At 46.8% G+C, this 26,920-nt stretch carries 22 protein-coding genes; 11 read left to right on the forward strand and 11 right to left on the reverse strand.

Annotation, left to right across the window (positions count from 1 at the left end):
* The 4 genes from QUB70_RS12935 to QUB70_RS12950 all read left to right on the forward strand — a co-directional run.
* Positions 1-214, forward strand: a 214-nt coding sequence (locus QUB70_RS12935) for a hypothetical protein (RefSeq protein ID WP_332980816.1), incomplete at its 5' end; no start/stop codon positions are given.
* 371 nt (positions 215-585) lie between these two features.
* Complete coding sequence (locus QUB70_RS12940) at positions 586-963, forward strand: response regulator (protein WP_332980818.1); 378 nt, start codon at positions 586-588, stop codon at positions 961-963.
* On the forward strand, positions 960-1,568 hold the full coding sequence (locus QUB70_RS12945; protein ID WP_332980819.1) for a chemotaxis protein CheC: 609 nt from the start codon (positions 960-962) through the stop codon (positions 1,566-1,568). Before QUB70_RS12940 ends, QUB70_RS12945 begins: the two co-directional genes overlap by 4 nt.
* The gene (locus tag QUB70_RS12950; RefSeq protein ID WP_332980821.1) at positions 1,565-3,760 is read left to right on the forward strand and encodes a sensor domain-containing diguanylate cyclase; all 2,196 of its coding nucleotides are present in this window, start codon (positions 1,565-1,567) and stop codon (positions 3,758-3,760) included. Before QUB70_RS12945 ends, QUB70_RS12950 begins: the two co-directional genes overlap by 4 nt.
* An 824-nt stretch (positions 3,761-4,584) precedes the next feature.
* Here the strand turns inward: QUB70_RS12950 and QUB70_RS12955 are convergent.
* The 4 genes from QUB70_RS12955 to holA all read right to left on the reverse strand — a co-directional run bounded on the left by QUB70_RS12955 (position 4,585) and on the right by holA (position 8,536).
* The gene (locus QUB70_RS12955; RefSeq protein ID WP_332980823.1) at positions 4,585-5,844 is read right to left on the reverse strand and encodes an RNA-guided endonuclease InsQ/TnpB family protein; all 1,260 of its coding nucleotides are present in this window, start codon (positions 5,842-5,844) and stop codon (positions 4,585-4,587) included.
* A 402-nt stretch (positions 5,845-6,246) separates the two neighbouring features.
* A complete protein-coding gene (locus QUB70_RS12960; RefSeq protein ID WP_332980825.1) occupies positions 6,247-7,314 on the reverse strand; it encodes a hypothetical protein in 1,068 nt (355 codons plus the stop codon).
* A complete protein-coding gene (locus QUB70_RS12965) occupies positions 7,253-7,453 on the reverse strand; it encodes a hypothetical protein (RefSeq protein WP_332980827.1) in 201 nt (66 codons plus the stop codon). Before QUB70_RS12965 ends, QUB70_RS12960 begins: the two co-directional genes overlap by 62 nt.
* A 63-nt stretch (positions 7,454-7,516) precedes the next feature.
* Positions 7,517-8,536: a DNA polymerase III subunit delta gene (holA, locus tag QUB70_RS12970; RefSeq protein ID WP_332980831.1), complete on the reverse strand. Its 1,020-nt coding sequence runs from the start codon at positions 8,534-8,536 to the stop codon at positions 7,517-7,519.
* 176 nt (positions 8,537-8,712) lie between these two features.
* Here holA and QUB70_RS12975 point away from each other — a divergent pair, with 176 nt between their 5' ends.
* Positions 8,713-9,453, forward strand: coding sequence for a DUF1868 domain-containing protein (locus tag QUB70_RS12975; RefSeq protein WP_332980895.1), 741 nt, complete (start codon positions 8,713-8,715; stop codon positions 9,451-9,453).
* Between the two features lie 200 nt (positions 9,454-9,653).
* Here QUB70_RS12975 and QUB70_RS12980 read toward each other — a convergent pair whose 3' ends face one another.
* Together QUB70_RS12980 and purE are read right to left on the reverse strand one after the other, a co-directional pair.
* A complete protein-coding gene (locus QUB70_RS12980; RefSeq protein ID WP_332980833.1) occupies positions 9,654-11,252 on the reverse strand; it encodes an ammonium transporter in 1,599 nt (532 codons plus the stop codon).
* 83 nt (positions 11,253-11,335) lie between these two features.
* Entirely contained in the window at positions 11,336-11,857 is a 522-nt protein-coding gene (gene purE / locus QUB70_RS12985; protein ID WP_332980834.1) for a 5-(carboxyamino)imidazole ribonucleotide mutase, read from the reverse strand.
* A gap of 85 nt (positions 11,858-11,942) precedes the next feature.
* On the opposite strand from purE, the gene nagA reads away from it, so the two are divergent.
* Complete coding sequence (gene nagA, locus QUB70_RS12990; RefSeq protein ID WP_332980837.1) at positions 11,943-13,172, forward strand: N-acetylglucosamine-6-phosphate deacetylase; 1,230 nt, start codon at positions 11,943-11,945, stop codon at positions 13,170-13,172.
* A gap of 231 nt (positions 13,173-13,403) precedes the next feature.
* On the opposite strand, the gene QUB70_RS12995 is transcribed toward nagA, so the two are convergent.
* On the reverse strand, positions 13,404-14,114 hold the full coding sequence (locus tag QUB70_RS12995; RefSeq protein ID WP_332980839.1) for a DUF4058 family protein: 711 nt from the start codon (positions 14,112-14,114) through the stop codon (positions 13,404-13,406).
* 72 nt (positions 14,115-14,186) lie between these two features.
* Here QUB70_RS12995 and bchM point away from each other — a divergent pair, with 72 nt between their 5' ends.
* Positions 14,187-14,873, forward strand: a complete 687-nt coding sequence (gene bchM / locus QUB70_RS13000) for a magnesium protoporphyrin IX methyltransferase (protein ID WP_332980842.1) — start codon at positions 14,187-14,189, stop codon at positions 14,871-14,873.
* Positions 14,874-15,159: 286 nt separating this feature from the next.
* Here the strand turns inward: bchM and QUB70_RS13005 are convergent, their stop codons facing one another.
* Complete coding sequence (locus QUB70_RS13005; protein ID WP_332980844.1) at positions 15,160-15,378, reverse strand: DUF6887 family protein; 219 nt, start codon at positions 15,376-15,378, stop codon at positions 15,160-15,162.
* A 2-nt stretch (positions 15,379-15,380) separates the two neighbouring features.
* Positions 15,381-15,560: a DUF6888 family protein gene (locus tag QUB70_RS32705; protein WP_442927783.1), complete on the reverse strand. Its 180-nt coding sequence runs from the start codon at positions 15,558-15,560 to the stop codon at positions 15,381-15,383.
* A 209-nt stretch (positions 15,561-15,769) separates the two neighbouring features.
* On the opposite strand from QUB70_RS32705, the gene QUB70_RS13010 reads away from it, so the two are divergent.
* From QUB70_RS13010 to QUB70_RS13025, 4 genes are all read left to right on the forward strand, one after another.
* Positions 15,770-16,093: a hypothetical protein gene (locus tag QUB70_RS13010; RefSeq protein ID WP_332980845.1), complete on the forward strand. Its 324-nt coding sequence runs from the start codon at positions 15,770-15,772 to the stop codon at positions 16,091-16,093.
* A 467-nt stretch (positions 16,094-16,560) separates the two neighbouring features.
* Positions 16,561-23,316 (forward strand): RHS repeat-associated core domain-containing protein, encoded by a 6,756-nt coding sequence (locus QUB70_RS13015; RefSeq protein WP_332980847.1) that lies wholly within the window; start codon positions 16,561-16,563, stop codon positions 23,314-23,316.
* 504 nt (positions 23,317-23,820) lie between these two features.
* Positions 23,821-24,150: a hypothetical protein gene (locus tag QUB70_RS13020; RefSeq protein ID WP_332980850.1), complete on the forward strand. Its 330-nt coding sequence runs from the start codon at positions 23,821-23,823 to the stop codon at positions 24,148-24,150.
* A gap of 4 nt (positions 24,151-24,154) precedes the next feature.
* Complete coding sequence (locus tag QUB70_RS13025; RefSeq protein ID WP_332980852.1) at positions 24,155-24,532, forward strand: DUF2283 domain-containing protein; 378 nt, start codon at positions 24,155-24,157, stop codon at positions 24,530-24,532.
* 82 nt (positions 24,533-24,614) lie between these two features.
* Here the strand turns inward: QUB70_RS13025 and QUB70_RS13030 are convergent, their stop codons facing one another.
* Positions 24,615-25,442, reverse strand: a complete 828-nt coding sequence (locus QUB70_RS13030) for a S1C family serine protease (RefSeq protein ID WP_332980853.1) — start codon at positions 25,440-25,442, stop codon at positions 24,615-24,617.
* Positions 25,443-25,801: 359 nt separating this feature from the next.
* Positions 25,802-26,773 (reverse strand): hydroxymethylbilane synthase, encoded by a 972-nt coding sequence (gene hemC / locus QUB70_RS13035; protein ID WP_332980854.1) that lies wholly within the window; start codon positions 26,771-26,773, stop codon positions 25,802-25,804.
* Between the last annotated feature and the right edge of the window lie 147 nt (positions 26,774-26,920).

The raw sequence follows: 26,920 nt of genomic DNA on the forward strand, positions 1-26,920 counted from the left end.
AAAGACGTTAAAACCTACCCCCGGACTGGAGGAAAGTCACGACCGAGGAGCTAGTTGTAAGACGCTTGATAGCAGACAGCCATTTTTGGCAAAAGGATTGCGCCCGGAAACCCTATTAATAGGGATATTAAGACCGAAATGTCTTAAGAATCCCCGTCGCGATCGCGCGGGGAGTGTCAAAGATATAGATGGCAGAGAATTCGACTATATCTAGAAGTCAATACGGTTAAGTTAAGGAAAATTGTAGCGAAAATGTTGGGCGGCGTGAAACGGAGGGTTTGTTCACTCGGGCTCCACATACGCACGATCGGTTTTTTTAGCGCTAACTGAACCGTATTGATCTAGAAGTATTTACTTACTGTTAGCAATACAGCACCCGCAAACCTGGTTTCCTTCGGAAACCGGGTTTTTTATTCCCACAGTCAAAGATACTAAACTATCGATCGCCTTAATGCGTTAGTTTTTAAGAACAGGAATTTCGCTTGATCTCGATCGCACACCATCCCAGCCGTTTAAACTACTATCAATATAAAAGCAGTACCTGCAACGTCGGTCAGTCCTAAACAATTGAAGGAGGAGAACGTAGTGACATCAATTCTCGTTGTCGAAGATTCGTGGTTGACTCGCAGGGTAATCTGCAAAATCCTGCGAGCAGAAGGATACGAGAGTTGGGAAGCATCGAGCGGCCCGGAAGCTCTAGAACTGCTGGGCACTAAAACCCCAAACTGTATGCTCTTAGATCTGCTGATGCCGGAAATGGAAGGTCGGCAAGTCCTGCAAGCCATGCGAGATCGAGGGATTAAAGTTCCTGTAATCGTCATTACCGCAGACATCCAATCCACCACTCACCAAGAGTGCATGGAACTCGGAGCCTTAGCAGTCATTCACAAAATGCCCAACTCAGACGAACTAATAGGATGGATTAAAAAAGCTCTCAGTGCTAGCGAGGATAGCGCCCCATGATATTGACCGTTCGACAGCTCGATGCTTTGCAGGAACTCGTCAACATAGGGATCGGTCAAGCGGCAGGAGTCTTGAACGACATGATCGACTCCCCCATTCGCTTGCAAATCCCCTACCTCCAAATCCTCTCTCCCACCGATGTGCAAGAAGAGTTACAGAGCCACCTCAACGGCGAGCAAATCGCCGCCGTCCAGCTCAAATTCACAGGTTCCTTTGCAGGCATTGCCCAGCTAGTCTTTCCCACCAATAGCGCAGCGCTGCTGGTGACGATGCTGACTGGGGAAGAAATCGGATCTCACGACCTGGATTCAGTCAAAATTGGTACGCTGAGTGAAGTGGGGAATATTGTAATCAACGGGGTTATGGGTGCAATCAGCAACGTACTTCAGCAGCGTCTGAACTACTCAATTCCCAATTACATGGAAGGGACGATCGCTACTTTGCTGACATCTGGCGGTTTAGCTACTGATACAGTTGTTTTATTAGCCCAGACCCGTTTCATTATTGAAAGGCTTCACATTGAAGGAGATATCATCCTCATTTTCAATGTCAGTTCCTTTGACACTTTGTTGGCTGCTATCAATCAACTTGCCGGGGGTCTATGATCGAGGAGAGCAAAACTATTGAGCAAAAGTTTGGAGTTCTCGACAGCGTACCAGTCGGCGCCTGCTTGCTGCGAGATGATTTTGTGGTGCTGTTTTGGAACATTTGTCTGGAAGAGTGGACAAAAATTCCCCGCAGCCAAATATTGGGAACAAAGATCACAACCCATTTTCCTCACCTGAGTCAGTTAAAGTATGCTACTCGCTTCAAGCAAATTTTTGCAGGAGGCCCGCCAACCATTTTTTCTTCTCAAATTCACAAGCACCTGATTCCGGCAACTTGCCAAGACGGCCAGCACCGAATTCAGCAAACTAATGTGACTGCTGTGCCGGCCCTGGAGGCTGGCGTTGCAGAACAGGAGATTAGAGGCTGGGTTCTCCAGACTCTTGAGTTGGAACCAGACAGTGCTGTCGGAGTCCCAGAACCAACAAGTGCTTTTTTATCTAGGGAATCTCGACCCTCCGTTTCGTCATCAATATGGCCGGGGGTTAATTCCCCATCGTTCTACGCGCTGCTGGTGATTCAGGACGTGACCGACCTCACGCACCGCATCCAAGCTTACCGAACACTGCGGGATCAAGCTTTAGAGGAAGTGAAAGTGCGCCAGCGGGTAGAGGAGGAATTGCGATCGAGCCAGCATTTCATCCAGCAGATTGCTGACGCAGCGCCTTATTTGCTATATATCTACGACTTGACCGAACAGCGCAACGTCTACGTCAACGGTCAAGCTTCTAAGCTGCTGGGCTACACTCCCCAAGAAATTTTACAGATGAAAATGGCTTTGTTTTCCAGTTTGGTGTACCCAAATGATTTGGAGAGGGTGCGATCGCACCTGCAAAAATTTCCATTGGCCGAGGACGGCAGCATTTTGGAGGTGGAGTACCGACTGAAACATCGATCGGGCCAATGGCGCTGGTTTCGCTTCCGCGACCAAGTTTTCGCCCGCACGCCCTCTGGCGTGCCCAAACAAATTTTTGGTACTGCTCAAGATATTACAGACTACAAGCGGGCACAAGAGGCGCTGTGGCAGCAGAACGAACGGGAACTGTTGATGGCGACGATTACTCAGCACATCCGTCAGTCTCTGGATTTAGGCGAAGTGCTCAGCACGACTGTCACGGAAGTGCGACAGTTTCTTCAGGCCGATCGAGTGATGATCGTCCGCTTCAACTTCTGTAAGGGCTGTCTCTGCGCTGCACACGCGACGGGGGCGGTGACGGTGGAATCTGTAGCTCCCAACTGCCGGCCGATGCTGGGAGAAACCCTGGAAAATTTCTGTTTTGACGAGTTCTATCTCGAAGCGTACCAACATCGGGCGATCCGACCGATCGCTGATGTCTGGGCCGCCGATTTGCCGCAATATCAAATTGACTTGCTCGCACAATTTGAGGTGAGAGCTTATTTGGTGGTACCGCTAGTGCAAGGAGACCAGTTGTGGGGGCTGCTGATGGCCCACCAGTGCAGTCCCCGGCAGTGGATGCAGTTGGAAGTACAGTTGCTGTCTTCTTTGGCAACACAGTTAGCGATCGCCATCAAGCAAGCAGAACTCTACCAGCAGTTGCAAGCAGCCAACCTCAAGTTAGAGCGCTTGGCAACTTTAGACGAACTCACGCAGCTAGCAAACCGCCGCCGGTTCGATCAGTATTTAGAAATGGAGTGGCGCAGACAAGCGCGGGAACAAACGCCTCTGTCCCTGATTCTGTGCGATATTGATTCTTTTAAAAGTTACAACGATACCTACGGGCATCCAGGGGGAGACGAATGTTTGCGGCAAGTCGCCGGGGCGATCGGCAATGCAGTCGATCGCCCCGGCGATTTAGTAGCTCGGTACGGAGGCGAAGAATTTGCCGTGATTTTGCCGAATACCTCGATGCAAGGGGCCGTGCTGGTAGCCGAACACATACAGATCAAAATCGCAGCTTTGCAGCTTCCTCACGCTGTTTCTCAGGTGAGCGAGTACGTCACTGTAAGTCTCGGCGTAGCGAGTATTGTTCCTGCATCTGAATCTGGCTTCGAAATTCTGATTGCAGCAGCCGACCAAGCGCTGTATCAAGCTAAACGACTTGGGCGCGATCGTATCCAACTTTATCAGCCCGACCCTGCGATCGCCAATGCCAGCGGCACAGCCGCTCCCGTGCGCCCGGTTGACTTTTCCCTACCCAATACTAATTTGCCCTCACCCACAAGCGCTTGACTTTTTCCAATATTTGTGAATTCGGGTTAGACACAGGCCCGAATGCCGGAGTAATACCAGTTCAAAAAAAGAATGCAACTGTAGGCCCGCGATCCAAACCTTAATAGTCATCAGTCATTCCCAACTCTTCAATTTTTTAATCTAAAATCGAAAATGGTATAACTTTGGCACCCGGATATTTTCACTCCAAGGACTGTCGGTACAGATTTCAAATCCATGTTATTAATAACAGGCCGAAAGCCATATTTAACAAATATTTCTTGCTGGGTTTTTTGAGTCATAAAAATCAAGAAAATTGCGCGCCGCTTGTGCCTTCCCTCCATCCACGTCGCGAATTGGCAGCTATAGCAACTGTACCCCACGGTGAGGACGTGTTTAATTGCACAAATCTATGCGGTCGATTGCTTCTGCCGAATGCCATCTGCGATAAAATTGCTCAAAGTCAAAAGCAAGAAAGGTTTCAGTAAAAACAAAATTTTTTACTTTTGACTTTTGACTTTGAGCAAATCGAGTATTCAACTGCTATACAAAACTTGGCTAAACTTAATCTTTGCTTAACCATTCAACTCGAAGTAATTTCGGTTGGGGTCTGCTTCCTGCTTCCACCTCCACGATCTCGGTTCCTATTCGTCTGCGGGCGTAAATTTGGGTAGACCAACACCCTATTTTGACAGCGGATCGAACTATTTCTTTTGAAGCTTCTAGCCATTGTTTAACCATTATTTTTAACCAATTTAACGAATCGCGGTATCCCGTTCGACCTTTTTATAGGCTGGTCAGTTTTAAATCGACTGTGGCTTACTCTCTTTGACATCTCCCCAGCCCTAAAGGGACGGGGATTCATAAGACCATAATTTAAGTCTTACGGGTGCTGACAAATCACCCCTACCAACTCCACTTAGATCGAGTCCAAGTATTGTTGCTACTTTACGACCAATATTTGCACATCCATTGCAATCTGCATTAATTAGCCACCCATTTACTGTCCGATATAATCCACGTTTAATTCTGGTTCCAGAAGCTTTCCACCCTTCGGGTTTCGCACCGATTGTAGGCAGTTCATCACCATCAAGAAAAGAAGTTTTTGAGGTATATGATTCTTCGGTTTCTACGAATTTGATTCCGTACTGTTCGCACAATTGAGCAATTCTATCTTTTAACCGACCTGTGGGAATCTGAACAAATTTTTGATTAGTCTTTGTACCCAGATTGATGGCATTTTTCTGATTTTTGTTCCATCCAAATATGACTGTACCAATCTTGGATGATACACAATGATTGATGACTTTACGAGCAGCTTTATTAACCGCATCCCGCATGGTTCTATTTCTGTTTTCGGTTAGCCGTTCCAATCTCTTCGACCATAATCCGTTGTCCTGACCCGACATCAAGGTTGCAACTCGTTTGTTATAACCTTGGTTGATCGACTTTAGATGCCTTCCGTCTACGATGAATGAAGTGCCAATATTGCTGACACAAGTTATCCAGTTATCCATCCCATGATCTATCATCAATACAGAATCAAAGTTCACGTCGGATTGGACAGTTTCTTTCTGATACACCAATTCCAGATAGAAACATCCGTTTCTGGGTAAAATCCTGTACTCTCGAATACAAGAATGCTCTAAATTAGATGGCATGGGCAGATAAAACGCATCTATGCCAAACCAAGCTTTAACTTGCTTTCCTAAAGGAAATCGTAACATTCCATTTTTAAATTTGACCGATCTACCTGTAAATGTAACCACTGCTAATCCGCCTTGTCTGTATCCAGGAAGTCTTGGATGTTGCGTCACCGTCCCTTCTTTGAGTCCAGTCAGTAAGCCCAAATAGGAATTGAAAGATTCAGCAACGCTAGTCAATATCTGCTGTGCGGTATCTGAATAAAAAGCTTTGTAATGAATGTTTTGATTGTCTGTCCCTAGAACTTTATGTAGCTTGGCTCTACTCGGTATCCTTCCTGTTTTTAAAAATAGTTGTCGGGCATAGTAAATCCCACAATTCATTAATTTTGAGGCTTCACTGCACAAGAATTCTAGGACTGCTTTTAAGTCTTTGTCTGGATAATTAGATTTGGCTGGCATCCATACATTCTGTTTTCCTCCTTGGTTTATATTAACATAGTCTTCTTGATTTGAATTTCAAGTAGGTCTACAAAAAATCAATGCCAGCATATCTTACGATCTCGAATTGGAAAAAATAGTTAGAATTACTGCCAATGGTCGATGTAGTCTGTCACTAGCCATCAAACTTATGATTAAAGAAAAGAATATTGAAGGCGGTTGAAACCGCCACCGACTTCCTCCCCTTGTCTAAAGCCAGGGGCTTCCGTCTCGTTCTTTGGTGAAAATTTGGGTTTTGGTTTTTGGTATTATTTTCAAAATAATTCACAAAACGGAACCCCTGTCAATACCCTCACCATAAGTAGCCACGAGCAAGTTAAGCAAACTATTAAGTGATGAGGTCAACCGCAAAATTCAAAACTCTTAAGGCGCCGCCGCCGCCCTGCGGTTGGCAACAATCAGATTAGCCTGATACTCTGCCGCTTTTTGCTGAGCCTTTTGATAGTTGGGGCTAGTTGACGGCACGGATCTCATGAGCCCAACCGCTTTCTGCCACTCGCTTGCTACTGCGATCCACTCATTTTGAGACTGAGCTGTCTGGGCCGAAATTGCTGCCTTCTGAGCTTGGTTAACGGCTTCCCTCCAAGAGTCAGGCTTAGCCGCGGCGGCTTGGGGTGAGGGAGATGCTGCCTTGGGCGCGGGAGATACTGGTGCAGCTTGGGGTGAGGGAGAGGCTGCCTTGGGTGCCGGAGATTTGCCCGCCGGACTTGGGCTTGCCGATGCCGCAGCAGTATTGGGAGCGGCTTTTGGTGCAGGAGAGGCTGCCTGCGAGCCCCCCCCAGATGCGCCTGGAGATGATGCGGCGGCTTTAGGCGCGCCAGATGAGGCTTTGGGGGAGGGGGAAGCAGCTTCGGGGGCGCTCGGTTCTGGGTTCGAGCCGAAGGGGAAATTTCCGGTAAGGAAAAGCCCTGCGATCGCCCCCAGAGGCACTAAGATACCCACAGGTATTAACCATTTGGGAAATTTTTTTTTCGGAGGCGGGGCTTCATCTTCGTCTTCGTCTTCCTCATCCTCATCGTCGTCATCTCGATCGAATTCTCCCTCTTGATAATAGTCTTGGCCTTCGGGTTCGACATCCTCTAAACCTACAGAGTCGTCAGGCATTCGACTCTCCGAGGCGTAAAGCATTGGCTCTGCGGGCATCAGATCTATTTCATCTTCCCACGCAGGCGAGCCGTCACCTGTTCGACGCCCGTAAACCTTGACAGTGTGAATTGATTCGAGTCCCAGCTTCGTCATGCCGGTGCGGATGAAATCGACCAATACCATTTGATCCGGTACTTTGTCTGACTCCAGAATTATGTGGAGGCAGCCGTTGTCCCGCGTCACATCGGCGTTGATGCCTTTGGGTTTGAGTGTACGGTTGATGCTAGATGCGATCGCTTGTGGATCGCCCTGCTTGAGCAGTTCCCGCAGGTTCTGTTGTGTCATGGGTAGCGCTCTTTTTTTTTGGGGGGGGTGGAGAGCCGGCAAATAATATTAACCGATCGGCGTTCGGCGGCGGACAATATTTATTTACCACATTAACTTCTACTGTGGCATTCTGAGAGTATTTCTCGTATCTATTCAAGATTTTTTTGCCCGCCATCGGGCCGGAGACCGCATACCCGCGCTCGAAATTTGTTGTAAAAATTTACAGTGACGGCCCGCTCCTGCTGCCAGGATCGGACAGAGCGCGAAACAAGCTAGAAAGTTCTATAACTTTGGTTTGCAGGGTTGATATCTCTTCCCGGCCCCGCTTTAAAGAAGCTTCTAACTCTAGGAGCAAGGGCAAACTTTTTTGCAATTTTTCTAAGCTGGCGTTCTTGACTTCTTGGCGAAAATAGTATACTCGTTTGGGATTGCCGAGGTCTAGAGCTCGAGCAATTTTATCATCGCGATCGCCCGCTTGGATCATCGCCTTTACCCACAACCAAATCCGAAACTTACCAGTCAAGCCCGCCACAATCCTCAAACCAGGCTCGCTGCGGGCCGTTAAGCCAGCCAATAACTCCAAAGCGACAGAGGTATTGCCCTCCCGAATCGCATCGGCTAGTTGGAAGGTATTCTGGGCGTGACAGTGCACCAGTGCTGCCACTTCCTCGGGGTTGAGAGGTTGGCTGCGGTTGCCGGCAAACAGCAGCAATTTTTCGAGTTCGCTGTATAGCTGGCGGGTATCGCTGCCAATGGATTCGGCCAAAAGTTCGATCGCTGTGGCAGTCAATTTGACATTCTTTTCGGCGGCGACTTGGCGCACCCGCTGGGCTAATTCTTTATCATTCCAAGGCGGAATCGGTGAAAATTCCCGAACTTCGGCGGCGGACTTGACGAGTAACTTGGTAGACTTGAGCCGGCTGTCGGGTTTTTTGACGGATGTCAGCAGCAGGACGGTGGTAGGGGGAATCACCGGCAGCGTCCGTTCCAATTGGGCCAACAGTTCTGGAGAACACTGCTGCGTTAGAGTCGTATTTGCCAGCCAGACAAAACGGCTGCCGGTACCGAAGGGGGGCGTTAAGGCTCGATCGAGTCCTTCGACCACAGCATCGGCTCGATCGGCCGCAATCTTGTCATAGTTAAAACTAGCCCAGTTGGGGTCGAGGACTGACGATCGCAAACTTGTCACAGCTTGGGCGATCGCAAAGTCGTCTTCCCCCCAAAAAAGGTAAATTTGCATAAAAAACGCTCAGTAGCCGAAAAAATCCGAGTTGCACGCGAGGCTTGTCCAACATATCCTGAATCGGACTGTTGTTGGCCCGCAGCATAATATAAAATTTGGTGTGGGAGTTTGTCACCGCGAGGAAATCAAGATTGGATGATACTTATCAAGCTTACGTAAATCGGGTGGCGCGAATGACGCTGCTGGACTCCTACAAGTCCCAGGTGGAACACATTCAGGAATCTCCTAAATTTAATCCCGACGAAGCCGGCAACAGAGTTCCTGTACCTTTTCCGGGTTATTCGGTGATTACGCCGCCTGCGGGGGAAGATGCAGAAAATGCTGCACTTTATAATAATTTGCACTCGATCCAACAACGGCTATTGCAGGAAATCGCGGACGGTGCGATCGTGGCACTGCCTCCTGATAGCTTCCATGTAACCGTGGCTGATTTGATTTGGAACAGCGCTTTTCGAGATGCCTCCGCTCAAAATCCAGAATTTGAGGGGCAACTGCGCGAGCGCATGAAAGATGGTTTTTCTGCCTGCAAACCCTTAGCGGGCGGCCCTCCCATTCGCTGGATAGTGCTGGGGTTGATGTTGATGACTAGAGCTGTGGGTGTGTGTTTGGCACCGACTGACGAAAACTCTTACAAGCAAATTCTGGAGTTTCGCCGATCGATATATCAAAATCCCGATTTAATTGCTTTGGGAATTGAACAGCAATATCATTTTACGGCACACATTACTCTGGCTTATTTTGGGGACACCGGGCCGCACCTAGACCGCGCTCGTTTGTGCGCCCTCATGTCTGAGTTAAACGAGCAATGGCTCGACACGCCCCAAGAACTCCGCGTGCACCGAGCCGAACTGCGGAAGTTTGAAGACATGACCAGCTACGTCCGGGAACCGGATTGGCCTGTTTTTGAGTTTTAACGAAGGGGGAAGTTCGGCAACGGATTACGTAACGGATTTAACGGATATAACGCAATACGGTTGACTTAACACTTTTTGACGAATGTCATCTCACGGTTTTATAGGTAATACAGACATTTCTTGAAAGTCAGATTGTTCTTAAGTCAACCGTATTGTAATATAGCGCACGCAAGCTGAAGAAAGTCGATCGATCCCGCGCTCTACAGTTTGCTACTCTTCTCGGCAGAATCAGCATAGCCGCCGTAGCCGCTCTCACTTCTGTTCTCCAAGCTAGTTTCCTTCACAAACCCCGTGTAAGCTTCCATCCCGTGTTCGCCGATATCCAAACCTTCAGCCTCCTCTAAAGCAGAAACGCGGATACCCAGCAAAGCTTTGAGTGCCATCCAAAAAATCGTACTCAGCAGCACGGTCATCCCGCCTACAGAGATAATGCCGACCAACTGAGCCCAAAGTTGACCGAAACCTCCGCCCAAAAGCAATCCGGCTGCCGGGCCTGCGGTATAAAGTCCAGTTGTAGGCCCGTCAGCAAACAGCCCAACTGCCAGAGTTCCCCAGACGCCGCAGACTAAGTGAACTGAAGTTGCTCCTACAGGGTCGTCAATTTTCAAGTTGTCGAATAAAGTTACTGCGAAAACTACCATGATACCGGCGACAGTGCCGATTATGGCAGAGTTTGGCACGTTGATCCAAGCACAGCTAGCTGTTACCCCGACTAAGCCGGCGAGGATGCCGTTGATAATCATCGAAAGGTCTGGTTTGCCCAGGTACAGCCAAGCAGTAATGGTTGCAGCAACTCCCCCGAATGCGCCGGCGGTGTTGGTGGTGATGGCAATGTGGGCGATCGCATTTGGATCGACTGCCATTGTCGAACCGGGATTGAACCCGAACCAACCCAACCACAAAATCAAACAGCCCAGGGTGGCAATGCTCATATTGTGTCCCGGCATCGCCACGGTATCGCCGTTGCGGTACTTGCCGTTCCGCGGCCCCAAAAATGCCGCTCCCATCAAAGCAGCCCAACCGCCTACCGAGTGAACCACTGTCGAACCGGCAAAATCCCAGAATCCGGCTGTTGCCAGCCAGCCGCCGCCCCAAATCCAGTGTCCGGTAATCGGGTAAGCAATGCCTACTAACAGCAAGCAGAAAATTAAGAATTCCAGGAATTTAATTCGCTCTGCAACTGCCCCAGAAACGATCGTGGCAGCAGTTCCCGCAAAAACTAATTGGAAAAAGAATTTAGCGTTGAGGGGCACTCCCGTCCAGTTTAATGCGGTGAAGATGCCTTGATAGGCATCTCCTGTGGCGGGGCTGTTGTCAACCACATTCCACAGGAAAAATCCGCCGCTGCTGCCGATAAAACCGTTGCCGTTGCTGAACATTAAGGCAAAGCCGATCGCCCAAAATGCGATCGTAGAAAGCGCAAAAACAATCAAGTTTTTGGACAGCACGTTGACTGCATTTTTTTGGCGGCAAAAACCGGTTTCCAACATACCGAAACCAGCGTTCATAAAGAACACTAGCATCCCCGCCACCATGACCCACATGGTATCCATGCCCACCTTAAGGCTGGCTAATTGTTCCTCAGTGGTTGGCGCGGGAGCTGTTTGGGCTACCGCCGCATATCCCCACACCAAGACGATGATTGCTGCTAAAGGTATGCAGGCTTGCCAACTTGGAGTGAGGCGGGCGATCGTCCGCGGTAACTTCTTCAACCTGTTAACTTTCGTAAAAAGTTTAGCGGATGGCAAATTTAAAGCATCCCGCCTGACTTGTTTCGACTTTTTCTTTCCGACAGTCATTTTAATCACTTTTACCCTCTTTACGGCTAGTAAGCTCAGCAATATTCGGAAAACTTCCCAATTTTACTACAAAAGTTTAGAGATTATTTGTTCAGATTGAGATAGTTTTGATAGCCTAGCTCTTCTAGCTGATTTTGTTTTTTCAGTACAGATTCGGACAAATTTTTGCGGTAATGCAGGACTCGCTCTAGCAATTCCGGCTGATGAGCTGCCAGTATCTGAACTGCCAGCAAGCCAGCATTCTTAGCGTTGCCGATCCCCACTGTGGCTACGGGTATTCCCGCTGGCATTTGCACGATCGAGTACAGCGAATCTATGCCTTGTAGGTGGCGGCTCGGTACCGGCACCCCTATTACTGGCAAGGGCGTTAAAGATGCTACCATACCCGGGAGGTGCGCCGCTCCCCCGGCACCTGCGATAATGACTTTCAAGCCCCGTTGGTGCGCGGTTTGGGCGTATTCCACCATGCGCTCCGGCGTGCGGTGCGCCGAGACGATCGCCACGGAGCAAGGTATATTGAATTCTTCGCAAACTGCGATCGCTTCAGACATGGTTGGCAAATCAGAATCGCTGCCCATAATAATCCCAACTGTCGGTTGATTCATGCAATTTTAAGATTTAAGACTTCAGATAGATGCTAATTGTAAATTATTGTATTCCCTCAAATTTATAAATTTTCCCGTAATAGTGATGAATAAAGCCACAACCCCAACTGCCACCCCCATAGATATTCTGAATGCTCGCCTCCCGGGCTGCAAGGATTTGCAGATGCTTGCTGTTGACGAAACGGGCATCATTCAAGAAGTTTGCCCGATGGACAAAATATTTAAACGAATTTCTCCTCCCGATTTGCAAGTGCTTGATGTTGCAGGCGATTGGCTTTCTCTGGGCGGTGTAGATTTACAGATTAACGGGGCCCTCGGTTGGGCTTTCCCCGATTTAGAAAGCAAGCATATTGAAGTTTTACCGAAAATTTGTCAGTTTTTATGGTATCAGGGAGTCGATGCTTTTTTGCCGACTTTAGTGACAACTTCGCTGGATAAGTTTAGGCGATCGCTCTCGACGATAGCTGATTATATCCGCACTGCAAAAACCGCTGCTCCCGCAACCAATAAACCCAAAACAGCGGAAATTCTCGGCGTTCACCTCGAAGGCCCTTTTCTCAACCCGCAGAAGCGAGGAGCTCACCCAGTGGAGTTTTTATTACCGCTAACTATAGAAAATGTCAAGCAAGTTTTAGGAGATTGTGCCGATATTGTCAAAATAATCACTTTAGCGCCAGAGTTAGACAGCACTGGCGAAGTTATTCCCTATTTGCAAAGTTTAGGAATTACCGTCAGTCTGGGACACTCGCAAGCTACTGCCGAGCAAGCCCAACAAGCATTTGCCCGAGGAGCTTCAATGGTAACTCACGCTTTTAATGCGATGCCGAGTTTGCACCACAGAGAACCGGGTTTGTTGGGAGCGGCGATCGTTTATCCGGGCGTAAAATGCGGTTTAATTGCTGACGGGAAGCACGTTTCTGGGACAATGATCGATTTTTTGCTGCGCGCTGGCAGGTATGAAAAAGGCGTTTTTTTAGTAAGCGATGCTTTGGCTCCTTTGGGTTTGCCTGACGGTGTTTATCCTTGGGATTCCCGACAAATTGAAGTCAGAAAAGGTACGGCTTGGGTAAGATTGGATTATCACTCGCCCCTGGAATCTGCTACTTTGGCAGGTACAACTCTGCCGCTGTTGGCGGGAGTGCAGAATTTGGTGGAGTGGGGGATTTGCGATGTCGAAAGTGCGATCGCCCTGGCGACTGATTCTCCCAGAAAGGCGATAGGACTTTCTGGAATTATCGGCAAATCTGCCACTCAATTATTGCGGTGGCATTTGGATGAACCGACAAAAGAATTGACTTGGCATCGGTTGTTTTAAGTTATTAGTTATTAGTTATTGGTTATAAGCTGTCGCGCATTTAAATTACATATTCGGGGCGGGCTAGAAGCCCACCCCACAAGAGTTTGATTGTTTTTTGACAGCCAATTTAAATGCAGAACAGCTTATCACGAACGATAGCATCAGAATTATTCATTTCTCTTATCTCCCTCTGCGTTCTCTGTGGCCTCTGTGGTTAAATCATTCCGATGCAACCGAAAACGATATGATTCAGTGTTCTCGGCAAGTTCGATCGTAAATATGATTGAATTCCACAGCTAAGCAAATCTCGCCCCGCAGCCACAGCGGTAAAACAGGGAGCTCGCAGCCCACAGCCAGTTTTTCCTGCCAAATATCGAGGCATTGGTTGCCGTGAAGCTCGATCGGTCGATAAGCTGTAGCATAGAGTTCAGCATCGAAGAGCGAAGCACTTCCTCCCGCCAGACGGGCTAACAATTCATTGTGAAGATTTGCCTTCCTTCCTGTCACAACATCAACTATTACCAACCCAATTCCCTGGCGCAAATACGTCTCGCACTTAGAAACAAAAGCACCGCGATGAGTAGAACGATCTTTGTTGGCAGGACTTACTAATTCAATTGCACCGGCTAATACCGGGCCGGCTTCTGTGTTAAAAATACTGACTTGCACGGTTTCCGCCGCAGTTAGAAAAGGCACGCTTTGGGCTGGGGGTTGCAACCAATTGTTTGGGAAATCTATTGGCAAACGAATTACCGTCTCTGGACAATCAAAGTCCGGTAGAGGTTCCTCAAAAGCTGCTACATCAATTTCAATCCCAAACTGCACGTTGGGTTCGGCAAAGTAACCTTCTGGTAATTTGGCATTCAAATCTGATGCAATGTAAGTCGCCCAGGCATTGTGAAAGGCGTGCCAGTGACGGCGCACCGACAGCGGCGGGCGGAAATGGTCTTGTAGCACCATATTTTTTAAACTTAGGGCTAATTAAAATTATAATATTTAACCGTTGGCAATAACTCAGTAGCAGGCAGAAAGATGAATTTGGCAAACGACAAGGATATTGTCAAACAGTATTTTAACTCGACGGGATTCGATCGCTGGCAGCGAATTTACGGCGACGGCAAAGTCAATAAAGTGCAGCTAGACATCCGCACCGGGCACCAGAAAACGGTGGATACAGTGCTCGGTTGGCTGGAAGCTGACGGCAATTTGCGCGGGCTTTCAGTCTGCGATGCCGGCTGCGGTGTGGGATCTCTCAGCATTCCCCTAGCTGAGGCTGGGGCAATTGTTTGCGCTAGCGATATCTCTGAAAAGATGGTAGCAGAGGCCTACGATCGATCTACAGCCGTTCCGGGCAAGCTCTACAACATCTCCTTCGCGGCCCAAGATTTGGAAGCTTTAACGGGCAAATTTCACACGGTGATTTGTTTGGACGTGCTGATCCACTATCCTCAGAGTAAGGCTGCGGAAATGATCGCTCACCTAAGTTCGATCGCCCAATCGCGACTAATTCTCAGTTTTGCCCCAAAAACTTTAGCACTCACCGCCCTCAAAAAATTTGGCGAACTTTTCCCCGGCCCGAGCAAAACTACCCGCGCTTACCAGCACCGCGAAGCAGATATTATCAAAATCCTAGAAAACAACGGTTTTGTTGTTAACAGAACAGCCATGAATAGCACTAGCTTTTACTATTCCCGCTTGCTGGAAGCTGTGCGGAAATAGGGTAAAATATCTGCAAATTCTGAGACCAGTTGGTGAGGTGGGGGCGGGTTTTTATAATTTTTGAGGGGTGTCAAATATCTAGGCGAACCCGCCCCTACATGGTAAAATTGGGGACAAATGTGTAGGGGCGGGTTTTACCAAAAATAATTGCCTAAAACTCATAATCTCGTAAACCCGCCCCCACCCAACGGTAAATCCCAATCTACCTCTTTGAAGATACAAGGGGCAGGTTCACCAATAAATTATTCCACCCACAGATAATCCTAATAAACCTACCCCACTACATCTAAGCTGATTCTTGGTGGCCCGGATCGCGGCGCAGTTTTTCCAGAAACTCTGGATAATTTTCGATATCTTCTAAAGATTTTAGGGGTGGATGTGTTACCCGGTTCCCTTCAGCATTGATTTTATCAATATAGGCATAGAATGCCTCATTATCATCTCGATGAGCGAGTACATAAGTGCGTAACTCTTTCTTGCTCATTTCATTGAAGTTGGGTTTCATATTTACTCAATCCATTCTCCGTTGGGTTTAATTTCCATTTCGATTTCTTCACCAACTAAGATGAACACATTTCCTGTCCGCTCATCTATACGGACTATGTTAACACTCCGATATAATTTTGTTGCCCAGCAACAAATAACGAAGGTTTGCCATATCTGTGCTGTTGTGGGAATAGCTTGCACTCCTGAAACTCACCACTTTTCATTTTATAGGTTCTTGGGTTCTGGGGTAATGCCTGGATTGGGCGATCGCGGGTAATCGGTGCGATCGCTATTTTGTGGCTTTGGGAGCGATCGTGTAAATGTTTGTTACAAAAGCTGGAACTATGCGTAAAAACATAGGGCTATTTCCGAAATCTATATAGAGGCACAAATTTAGGGAGTCAGAAGCTATGAGGTTTGTATCAGAGGATGCAGCAGGCGATCGGACTAACAAAGCAGGCGGCAGTAACAGCAAAGCTAAGTCAACTCAGAAGGTGGAAACAGATATGCCATCAGCGCCAGAAAGCAAAGAGAATCCGATTAATCAGGTTTTGGATAAAATCGAGGACATTTTGTGTCAAACTTGGGCAGAAACAGGGTTTGGACAGGTGACTATTGAGAGTGAGAAGGCGGAAAGGGGTAAAGGTAAAATTCACGTAACTGTGAAGGGTTCAACTTTTTATCGGTATCACGTTTCTGAGGAAGATGTTCGGGAGTGGAATTCAAAGGAATAGGTGCGATCGGTTGGGTGGGGGCGGGTTTTTATAATTTGTCGATCGCTCTCAAATATTTAGGCATCGCCCGCCCCTACAGGTTTGGTAAAATATTCCTATAAATTTGTAGGGGCGGGTTCACCGATGATTTTCGTCACCCACAGATAAACTTTATAAACCCGCCCCCACCCCACCATGAAACTTACTAAAAAAAGATAACTGGAGTATTGACAGGTTAAATTAAATCGTGTAAATTATTTCTACGTCGGGAAAAAGTACCCGCAATGATATAGTCTGTACGGCTTCAATGGTCGGCAGTATCGTTTTTTCAAGCATCGTAATTTCAAACAATTGAATATTTGCAGTCCGAGACGGGTGTGATGTTCGCGGGGCTGGTGAAGTGGTGACTTCGCATTTTGTGCGATCGCCCCTTCTCAGGCCCCTCGTGTTTTTTGGCAACAATTAGCGTTTTTGAGGAGATTCGGATTATGGCTAACACCAATAACAACATCCAAGTATCTGTAAATGCCCCACGCGGCATCCGCCCGAATCGGATAGGCGAAGTAACTATCACCTACACCAATGCGGGTCAAACAGATGCAGTTGCTCCTTTAATTTCATTGTCAGCGACAGGAGCGCTATTACAGTCGGCTAGTGGCGAATTTGCGGAAAACGTACAGTTTTTAGGCATCAACAACCAAGGTGCTGCTGGCATCTTGCCACCGGGAGCTAGTAGTAGTTTTAAGGTATCTTTCCAACCAACGGGAGAGGCAAATACTGATATTAACTTTAGTGCCGGGATTGTAGCAGAAAATGCGCCGATCGATTGGAATAGTATCAAAAATGATGCTCGTCCTGATAGCGTACCCGCCGATGCTTGGGATGTTATTTGGAATAACTTTACAGGTTCAGTTGGCAATACAGCGGGTCAATATCAGGCAGTTCTAGCTGATAACGCTACCCATCTCAGTCAGTTAGGGGAATATAGTAACGATGTTTCTCGGTTACTGGCATTTGAATTACAACAATCTACTAACTATGGGAGCATACCTCAACGCTACGATTTGGGTTCCCTTGGTCGTGGTTCGACGTTTCCTTATGAAATTACGGCAAGAGAAGATAGTGATGGCAACGTAACAGTCAAATCTTCTGGTAGTTTACGATTATTTCGCAAGCAAGCCGATGGAAATTATTTGAATCAACCGGGAGATAAGGCAACTTTAACTAAGGTAGAAAATGCTTTTCAAATACGGGATCAAGGGGGAACTCTCCTTGCCTTTCGACCCGATGGCAAGTTCGATTTTATTGAAGATACTAACAGTAATCGCCTTACAGCGACTTACACGGGAAACCAGTTAACTCGGATTAATTCTACTAACGGCGACAATCTCAGTTTTAGCTACAATTCTCAAGGTCGAATTAGCCAAATTGTTGACCAAGCGGGGAGAAACACAACCTACAGCTACGATCCCGCTGGTGAACTACTTCTCAGCATCACCGATCCTCAAGGCACAACTAGCTATACCTACAATGCGGCTAAAGCTCTTACCTCTGTGACTTTTGCCGATGGTACGCAAACATTTTATGATTATGATGCTCAAGGACGGGTTATCAAACAAAGTCTGAATGGTGGTGCTGAAGCGATTACTTTTGAGTATGATTCTGCGGGTGGAGTCACGGCAAGTGATACCACAGGAGCTAAGACAAAACTACAGTTAAATGATTTGGGTCAAATTGGTCAGTTACAAGATGCTCTCGGTCGTAACTTACAGTTTAAATATGATGCCGATGGCAACCTAATTCAGCAGATTGCACCAGGGAATATTAGCTCTAATTTTACCTACGATGAGCAAAGCAATCTCCTCAATCAAGTTGACCCCCAGGGCAATCAAGTTAAATTTACTTACGAGCCTACCTTTAACCAAGTGCAGAGCGTCAGCGACCAGCGAGGTAATGTTACTGGTTACAACTATGATGATAAAGGGAATTTGGTAGAAATCGAGTATGTTCCCAGCAGTGATGAGCAGTTGAATTACCCTGTTGGTAATTTAAACGGTTTAGTCAGCAATCGTACTTTCGGACGGCTGGATAGTTTAAGCAACAGCACTGGCACGAATCCCACTGTCAGTTACTACGATAAAAATGGCAAGCTAATAACGAGCAAGGTTGCCTATACTAACGAGAGCATTAAAGAGCAGTTCAATTACGATCCGCAGGGTAATTTAGTTAAGTATGTCAACCGTCGCGGTCAGGGAATTGAATACACTTATGATGACCGAGAACGGCTGATCAAACAGACTAACCCTGATGGCTCCCAAATCAATTTTACTTACGACCAACGTGACAATCTGATTTCTGCGACTGATGCTAAAGGTACGATTAGTCAAGAGTTTGACTCTGCTGACCGACTGACAAAAATTACTTACCCCAATGGTCAGTTTTTGCAGTACACCTACGATGCTGGCGGTCGTCGCACTCGCATGGTAGATCGAGATGGTTTTGCGGTTAACTATGCTTATGATTCAGTGGGGAGATTGGCGGGACTGATTGATAGCAACGGTCAAAAAACTGTTAGTTATACTTATGACAATTTAGGTCGTTTGAGTCGGGAAGATAACGGCAATGGCACTTACACTACTTATGGTTATGATGCCGCTGGGCAACTGCTGAATATTGTCAATTACGCACCAAATGCTTCAGTTAATTCGCGTTTTGACTATACTTATGACCAGCTAGGTCGGCGTACCAGCATGACGACCTTGGAAGGCACTTCTAAGTATGGGTACGATGCCAATGGTCAGCTAATTTCTGTTACTTTGCCGGATAATCGAACCATTCAGTATCAATACGATGCTGCGGGAAATCGGACTGCGGTTACTGATAATGGGGTTGCTACGTCTTATGAAACCAACAGTCTGAATCAGTACACGGCGGTGGGGAAGGGAAACTACACCTATGATGCTGATGGTAATTTGATTTCTAAGACTGAGGGTGGTAAGACTTCGACTTACACTTATGATGTTGAGAATCGTCTAGTGGGTGTTGTTACGCCTGACGGGATTTGGAGTTATGAATATGATGCTTTTGGCAACCGTATTGCCAGCACTCACAACGGTCAACGGACTGAATATTTGCTCGATCCAAGTGGTTTGGGCGATGTGGTTGGTGAATACAGCAATGGTAATTTAACTGCTCGTTACACGCATGGATTAGGGCTGGAAAATCGGGTTGATGCTACTAATACGACAGCTTATTACGATTTTGACGCGATCGGTTCAACGGCTGGATTAACAGGAGGAAATGGCAGTTATGTTAACCGTTATAGCTATCTGCCTTTTGGTGAAGATTTAAACAAAATCGAGGCAGTTTCAAACCCCTTTGAGTTTGTTGGGCAGTTTGGGGTGATAGATGAGGGAAATGGTCTTGATTTTATGCGAAGAAGATACTATGACTCAGAAACAGGCAAATTTCTGTCCGTAGATCCTATTCTGCAACCTGGAAGCAATACATATAGTTATGCCAACAACAATTCAGCGCAGTTCATTGACCCACTCGGTTTATGGACGGCCGCAGTTGGCGAAAGCTATACAGCAGGCGCTGGACTCGGCGTCTCAGTACAGAGATCACTTGTTTGGGATGGTACCAGTCCTATACCCCGGAAACAGATTACTGTAGGTGTAGGTGGTTATCTAGGGCCAGCCGCATCAAAGGCTTATAGCGCTACATATACCAATGCTGACAGAGCTTATGATCCCACAGGGAATTATACTAGCCTCACAGGTTCGGGTTATGAACTGAGTGCTGCACCTGGGGAGGTGACTGGGGATGTGGGTTTAAGTTATATTGAAGGAGATGGATACAGTGGCACAAGCCTGTCATACGGTCAGTCTATTATCGATGGAATATCTTCATCATCGGCAAGTGGTTTTCTAACATACACTTGGGATTTTGGTCCGCTAACAGCGTCGGACATATTAGACATATTAAGATCTCTTCCAAACGTAATTCTCTCGAATCATCTCACCAACATATTCCCACCCCCTCCACCTCACCCAGAAAACAGCGCCAGTACCTACAATGACCCCCGCATCGTAACTTTCGACAAACAATATCACGACTTCCAAGCCGCCGGAGAATTCACATTAATCGAGTCAACAAGTGGCGACCTAAAAATCCAAGTTCGACAACAACCTGTTGGTAACGACCCGCGCAATAACGTTTCCGACAACACCGCCGTAAGTACAATTATCGGTGGAAAACGCATCGGAATTTACTTAGATCGAGGACTTGTCGTAGATGGAGTTCCCACCGAAATACCCGACCTTGACTCCCTCGCTGTCGGAGATGGTCGCATCTACCGCGAAGGCAAAACTTATACTGTTGTTTATCCTACAGGAGATCAACTCGTTGCTAAGGTAAGTACAAGTCGCGTCAACATTGATGTTTTCCTAACCAATGAACGAGAAGGTCAAATTACTGGACTACTCGGCAACTTCAACAAAAACCCCAAAGATGACCTGATTAAACGCGACGGAACTGTATTGACAGAACCCGTTGCTACCAGTCAACTTTATGGCGAATATGCTGATAGCTGGCGAGTCAATCAAGCAGAATCCTTATTCGACTACAATCCCGGCGAAAACACCAACACCTTTACCCTGCAAAATTACCCACGCCAGAAAGTTAAAATCTCTGACTTAACCCCCGCCGATGTTGCAAAAGCCGAACAATTAATAGGCGATAGTATTACCAATCCCACGATTCGGGAAGCTACTATTATTGATTTAGTGCTGACGGATTTTGACCCTGAGATTCTTGAAGCAGCAATCAACGCACCTAATCCAGATAGCGTACTTGCGATCGCCCTCCCATTCACCGCCAACAGCGACTCTACCACCACCACCGTCAACACAGCAACAAACATCGATATCTTAGCCAACGATAGCACCGAAAAAGACCCCCTCTCCATCAAAGAATTCAACCCAAAATCAGTCGCAGGCGGCACCATCACCCTCGACGACAACAACACCCCCGACGATAAAACCGATGACCAATTCACCTACACCCCGCCGCCAAACTTCACAGGGAATGACAAATTTAACTACCTCCTAACAGACGGCAAACAAATACAAGCCGCCACCGTTACCGTCAACATTAATAACCTCAAACTCGCTAACCTCAACGGCGAAAATGGCTTCACCCTCAACGGCACAGAAGCAGGTAACTTCTCAGGAGTTGCTGTCAGCAAAACAGGCGATATTAACGGCGATCAAATTGGCGATATTGCCATAGGATCTTTTGGTGCCGACCCCAATAACATCAACGCCGCAGGCAAAAGTCAAGTCGTCTTTGGCACTCAAAAATTCCCCGCCACCATCGACCTTTCTCAACTCAACGGACAAAATGGTTTCACCCTCAATGGCACCGATGCCGAAGGTTTCAGCGGTGGCAATGTCAGCAGTGCGGGGGATATCAACGGCGACGGCATCAAAGACTTTATTATTGGTGCCTTCGGTGCAGCAGTTAACGGACAAAATAACGCAGGCAAAGCTTACATTGTCTTTGGCAGCAACCGAGGATTTCCTGCTAACTTCAACCTGTCAACTTTAAACGGCAATAACGGCTTTGCCATTGCCGGTACAAACGCCTTCGACTACGCCGGCCTCTATTCTAGCGGAATTGGAGATATCAACGGCGATAACATTGACGATTTACTCGTCAGCGCACCCGGCCCCCTCGGCGGCACTCCGGGCAAAAGTTACGTCATTTATGGCCGTTCAACTGGTTTCTCTCCCAGCTTAAATCTAGCAGAAATTAACGGCAATACCGGCTTTGTAATTAACGGCATCGACGGCAATTCTAGCGGCACTGCCAGCAGCGGTGACATCAACGGCGATGGCATTACCGACCTCGTAATTGGTGCAGATGGAGGCAACACCAGCGGCGGCATTAATGCAGGCAAAACTTACGTTATCTTCGGTCTACCAGGGGGATTTACTGGCAGCGTCAACGTCCCAGAATTAAATGGTACAACAGGATTTGTCATCGCCGGCCTCAATGCTGAAGAACGTTCCGGTATCGCTATTACCGCAGAGGGCGATATCAACGGTGACGGCAATAAAGATATCGTAATTGGCGCACCTGGTGCAACAGTTGGCGATCAGATTAACGCAGGCAAAACCTCCGTAATTTTTGGCAAAAAAGAGGCATTTCCTGTCATTGTCAACCCGGCTGACTTGAACGGTAGTAACGGCTTTACAATCTTCGGTTTCGATGCCGAAGGTTCGGCAGGAAATGCAGTTAGCTATGCCGGAGACATTAATAAAGATGGCTTTGACGATTTATTAATAGGAGCTTCCAGCGCCAACTCTGACGATAAAAACAATGCAGGCAAAACCTTTATTGTTTTTGGTAAAAAGGAATTTCCCGCTAATTTCAGCTTAGCAGCAGCCGACGGTAACAATGCCTTAGTTTTAAATGGGGTAGAAACCGATGGTTTAGCTGGCACTGCTGTCAGCGGTGGCGGAGACATTAACGGCGACGGCATTGACGATATAATAGTTGGCGCACCTGGCAGTTTATTTAACGATTCTCCCGGCAAAAGTTATGCCATTTTTGGTAGCCGAGGTTTCGGTTTTGCTAATCCGAATAATGGCTTGCAAGGCACTGTACAAGATGACATTCTCAATGGCACAGATGCCGATGATACAATTTCCGGCCGCCAAGGAAATGATAAAATCTTTGGCAACTCAGGTCAAGATGTGTTATCAGGAAATCTCAATGATGACTACTTAGATGGTGAGAAAGGTCAAGATATCTTAATAGGTGGAGATGGCAATGATAGCCTAGTTGGTGGACTTGGTAATGATGCGATTAAAGGCGATAGTGGTAACGATCTCCTCACCGGAGTTGACATCAATGCCATTAACCCTGGAATTGAGGAAATTGACACTTTAACTGGTGGAGGTGGTAGCGATATTTTCGTCTTGGGAGATGTCAATAACACTTACTACGATAACCTGGATAGCGATTACGCGCTGATTACTGATTTTAATGCCGGTGAAGATAGTATCCAATTGCACGGTAAAGCTGATGATTATCTGTTAGTTCCTTTCTCGCAAGCTAACCAAACTGGTACGGCAATTTACCGCAAGGCGGCTCAAAATGAATTAATTAGTATTCTCGAAGGAGGTGCAAATTTGAGTTTAAGCGGTAATTATTTCAACTTTGTAGGGGCGGGTTAACCGATCGATTTCGCCACCCACCAATAATCTTGATAAGCCCGCCCCCACCCAACCAATAACCCCGAACAACTATCACCGAATAACCGTTAAATTCAATTAATTGTTAATTTCTGGGTGGGGTGGGGGCGGGTTTACATAATTTGTCGATCGGTGTCAAATATTTGGGTGAACCCGCCCCTACAGGCCATAGAATTATGATGTTGTATTGTTTACAAAATTCAATTAATTCTTAATTTCTGGGTGGGGACGGTTTTTTATTATTTGTCGATCGCTCTCAAAGATTTTGCCAAAAATGCCCCTACATGAATGATAAAATAATAGATGAGATACCGATCGCCCTTTGCATCGATCCGCGTCCATCTGCGTTAATCTGCGGTGAAAAAAAGAGCGTCAAGCGCAGCTATCTCGTAGAAAATCGCCCCTACCTCTCCTACCTTGAAAATTTTAATGGTATAATTAACTCTATCTGTAAGTTTTCCATTGACAGTAAACATAAAAAATGGTATGCAGTTTGATAAACGCTGGACAGTTCGCGATCGCTACGGCAATGATATTTATTTAACCGAGGAACGGTGGGAACACATCATCGACCCTGACAATCACCCCGAAATGGAAAATTGCGAAGAAAATCTCCAGCAAACAGTTCGTTCAGGTCGTAGGACACAAGATTCATTAAATCCACAAAAGTACCGTTATATTAAAGAATTTGACAATTTAGTAGAGAACAATACCCATATTGTTGCAATTGTCCTCTGTCGGTATCGTCCAAGTGAAAAGGGTCAACTAATACCAAACAACTATATTGTTACAGCTTATCAAAAAATAATGGGTTAACTTTATGAACAAGCCAAATATCAAATATGATGAAATCAGCGATACTCTGACAATTTCCATTGAACCAGGAGTACCCGCAACAGGGATAGAATTAACAGAGCATATCCTATTACGGATTAGTAAAACAGAACGCAAAGCCATCAGCATAGTTGTGTTTGACTACTCTGTATTAGCCCAAAAAACAGATATGGGAACCCGAAGTTTTCCCATCGCAGCAGGATTATCGCAGCTATCAAGCGAATTGCGAGAAATCGTTTTTGAGATATTGCTGCAAAAACCAGTATCTGATTTTTTGCATCTCTCAGCTTACACGCTGTCACTGGTTGAAACAATTCCGATCGTTTCTCTGCAACCCATCCCTGTTGCTATGAGTGAAGTGTAATTGAGGAAAGTGCGATCGCCCTTTTCATCCCGTCTCAGAAAAAGTGCGATCGCCCTCTTGACAGATTAGCAACAATTCCCGACTAATTCTGAGAATCTTCCTCGAAAGTTTCCTCAAATCCAGCTAAAAAGTCATCCAAAGCTTCAGAGGCGATCGCCAAATTAATACTATCAGCATCTTCCCACCCCCAGGTATTCACCCCAACCACTTGACCGGCCATATTAATCAACGGCCCGCCAGAATTTCCCGGATTAATCGCCGCATCAGTTTGCAACACCTTCACCTCACCCACATCATCTTCGTCCTCATCGCCTTCTTCATATTCCTCGGGTTCGCGAATTGCACTAATAATACCTTGAGTTACAGTTGCAGCAAACTGTCCCAAAGGATTACCCACCGCAATTACCCGATCGCCCACTTTCACATCAAAAGACAACTCTAAAGGAGGATATTCTTCGGGAGATTCTACTTGTTCCCCTGTTGCCGGGTCGAGCATAAAACCAGTAATCAAAAGCAATGCTAAATCTTCTTCCGCATTGCCAGTAAATACCACCTCTGCCATTCTCAACTTTCCGTCGTGAGTTTCCACTAAAACCTGTTCGACTTCATCTTCTTCATAGAAATAATCTTCATCGGCAATATCTTCGACAACGTGATAGTTGGTGACAATTATGTCAGGCGATACAAAAAAGCCACTACCGGAAGAAATTTCTTCTCCTGTATCCCAATCCATCACGTAAACTGAAACTACAGAGGGCAAGACTTGCTCGACGACATCGGAAAAGTTTCCCGTCTGGGTTTTAAACTCTTTCAATTGCTGCTGCAAAGCTTTTTGGTCTGCCTGCATTTTGCGATAAAGTTGCTGAACTTTTGCCAATTCTAGCTTTAATTGAGTTTCCGGAGCGCTCATATTTTGCCTTTCCCTGAAATAGGTTGCTGATTTATTTGGGATGTTTGATTGTAGATTTTGGATTGGGATGTTGATAGTTTTAGGACGAAGGCCAAAGAAACCCGGTTTCTACGAAAATCCTGGGCTTTACAGCAAGGCATCCATCCATAAACCGGGTTTTTCAACACCCGTGCGGAGCGTCCTAAATTAGTCAGATATTTTTGAAAGCGATCGGCAATTCTATCGAAAATTACCATCAAAAATCTACAAACATACTGTTACTGTACCTGTGAAAGCAAAAGCGAACCGCCGATTATTTTTATTTTACAAAAGGCGATATCTCGCGTTTAAAAGCATTGACAAATAGATGCCAATTTGGTTTAAGAACCGCGCTGAACTTGGACAAATATTTCCTCCAAAATTTCACTAGCACCCTGTTGGCGCAGGCGGTGAGCGAGGTCAATTCCCAGCATTTCAGCAGTCTCGGCGGCGCCGGAAACAGTATCTTTGACGAATCGCTTGCCGTCGAGACTCGATACCATTCCGGTTAAGGTTAATTGACCGTTTTCTATTTTGGTATTGACGCCGATCGGCACTTGACATCCGCCTTCTAATTCCCGCAGAAATGCGCGTTCGGCATAACATCTTTGGGCGGTTTCCGTATGTTCGAGAGCTTTGATCACTGCCATGATTTCTGTATCTCCGGCGCGGCATTCGATGCCCAAAGCACCTTGTCCGACGGCGTGAAGGGAGATTTCAGCAGGGATAATTTGGTGGATGCGATCGCCCATTCCCAATCTTTCCAATCCCGCAACTGCTAGAATAATCGCGTCGTAACCGCCCTCATCTAATTTAGCGAGTCGAGTATTGAGATTGCCGCGAATATCTTTGAATTCAAAATGAGGGAAATGGTGTCGCAGTTGAGCCAGCCGCCGCAGGGAAGAAGTGCCGATTACTGAACCTTCTGGGAGGGTGTCGAGTTGCTTGTCTTTGTGCTTGGAGTGAACTACCAAGGCGTCAGCGGGATTTTCCCGTTCGGTGACGCATCCTAAAATTAAACCTTCGGGCAAATTGGTAGGCAAATCTTTGAGGGAATGAACGGCAAAGTCCGTTTCATTGTTAATCATCCCCGTTTCTAATTCTTTGGTGAAAAGTCCTTTATCGCCAATTTTAGCGAGGGCGACATCAAGAATTATGTCCCCTTGGGTGGACATGGTGTGGACTTCAAAAGTGTGTTCCGGGAAGTGTTTCTGTAGCTGTTCTTGCACCCAGTGGGTTTGCACGAGAGCGAGTTGGCTTTTGCGGGAACCGATGCGAACGGTTCGGGAGGGGGCAGATGTGGTTGGGGACATAAGATCGATCGGAGGATAGCTTGAAATCAGCCAATATATTCACCTGATCTAGCGTACCGCAGGTGGGGACTTTAATTGCTGGTTGGGATAATTCGGGCGATAAAATAGAAATACCAGATTTTGAGCGCCACTTTAAAAAAAGGATGC

The organism is Microcoleus sp. A003_D6, from assembly GCF_036702825.1.
Taxonomy (GTDB): Bacteria; Cyanobacteriota; Cyanobacteriia; order Cyanobacteriales; family Microcoleaceae; genus Microcoleus.

Excerpts from the sequence above, each read along its gene's own strand:
- QUB70_RS12945 (WP_332980819.1), top strand. The coding sequence starts at position 960 with ATGATATTGACCGTTCGACAGCTCGATGCTTTGCAGGAACTCGTCAAC.
- QUB70_RS12950 (WP_332980821.1), top strand. The coding sequence starts at position 1,565 with ATGATCGAGGAGAGCAAAACTATTGAGCAAAAGTTTGGAGTTCTCGAC.
- QUB70_RS12955 (WP_332980823.1), bottom strand. The coding sequence starts at position 5,844 with ATGCCAGCCAAATCTAATTATCCAGACAAAGACTTAAAAGCAGTCCTA.
- QUB70_RS12960 (WP_332980825.1), bottom strand. The coding sequence starts at position 7,314 with ATGACACAACAGAACCTGCGGGAACTGCTCAAGCAGGGCGATCCACAA.
- holA (WP_332980831.1), bottom strand. The coding sequence starts at position 8,536 with ATGCAAATTTACCTTTTTTGGGGGGAAGACGACTTTGCGATCGCCCAA.
- QUB70_RS12975 (WP_332980895.1), top strand. The coding sequence starts at position 8,713 with ATGACGCTGCTGGACTCCTACAAGTCCCAGGTGGAACACATTCAGGAA.
- QUB70_RS12980 (WP_332980833.1), bottom strand. The coding sequence starts at position 11,252 with ATGACTGTCGGAAAGAAAAAGTCGAAACAAGTCAGGCGGGATGCTTTA.
- purE (WP_332980834.1), bottom strand. The coding sequence starts at position 11,857 with ATGAATCAACCGACAGTTGGGATTATTATGGGCAGCGATTCTGATTTG.
- nagA (WP_332980837.1), top strand. The coding sequence starts at position 11,943 with ATGAATAAAGCCACAACCCCAACTGCCACCCCCATAGATATTCTGAAT.
- QUB70_RS12995 (WP_332980839.1), bottom strand. The coding sequence starts at position 14,114 with ATGGTGCTACAAGACCATTTCCGCCCGCCGCTGTCGGTGCGCCGTCAC.
- bchM (WP_332980842.1), top strand. The coding sequence starts at position 14,187 with ATGAATTTGGCAAACGACAAGGATATTGTCAAACAGTATTTTAACTCG.
- QUB70_RS13005 (WP_332980844.1), bottom strand. The coding sequence starts at position 15,378 with ATGAAACCCAACTTCAATGAAATGAGCAAGAAAGAGTTACGCACTTAT.
- QUB70_RS13010 (WP_332980845.1), top strand. The coding sequence starts at position 15,770 with ATGAGGTTTGTATCAGAGGATGCAGCAGGCGATCGGACTAACAAAGCA.
- QUB70_RS13015 (WP_332980847.1), top strand. The coding sequence starts at position 16,561 with ATGGCTAACACCAATAACAACATCCAAGTATCTGTAAATGCCCCACGC.
- QUB70_RS13020 (WP_332980850.1), top strand. The coding sequence starts at position 23,821 with ATGCAGTTTGATAAACGCTGGACAGTTCGCGATCGCTACGGCAATGAT.
- QUB70_RS13025 (WP_332980852.1), top strand. The coding sequence starts at position 24,155 with ATGAACAAGCCAAATATCAAATATGATGAAATCAGCGATACTCTGACA.
- QUB70_RS13030 (WP_332980853.1), bottom strand. The coding sequence starts at position 25,442 with ATGAGCGCTCCGGAAACTCAATTAAAGCTAGAATTGGCAAAAGTTCAG.
- hemC (WP_332980854.1), bottom strand. The coding sequence starts at position 26,773 with ATGTCCCCAACCACATCTGCCCCCTCCCGAACCGTTCGCATCGGTTCC.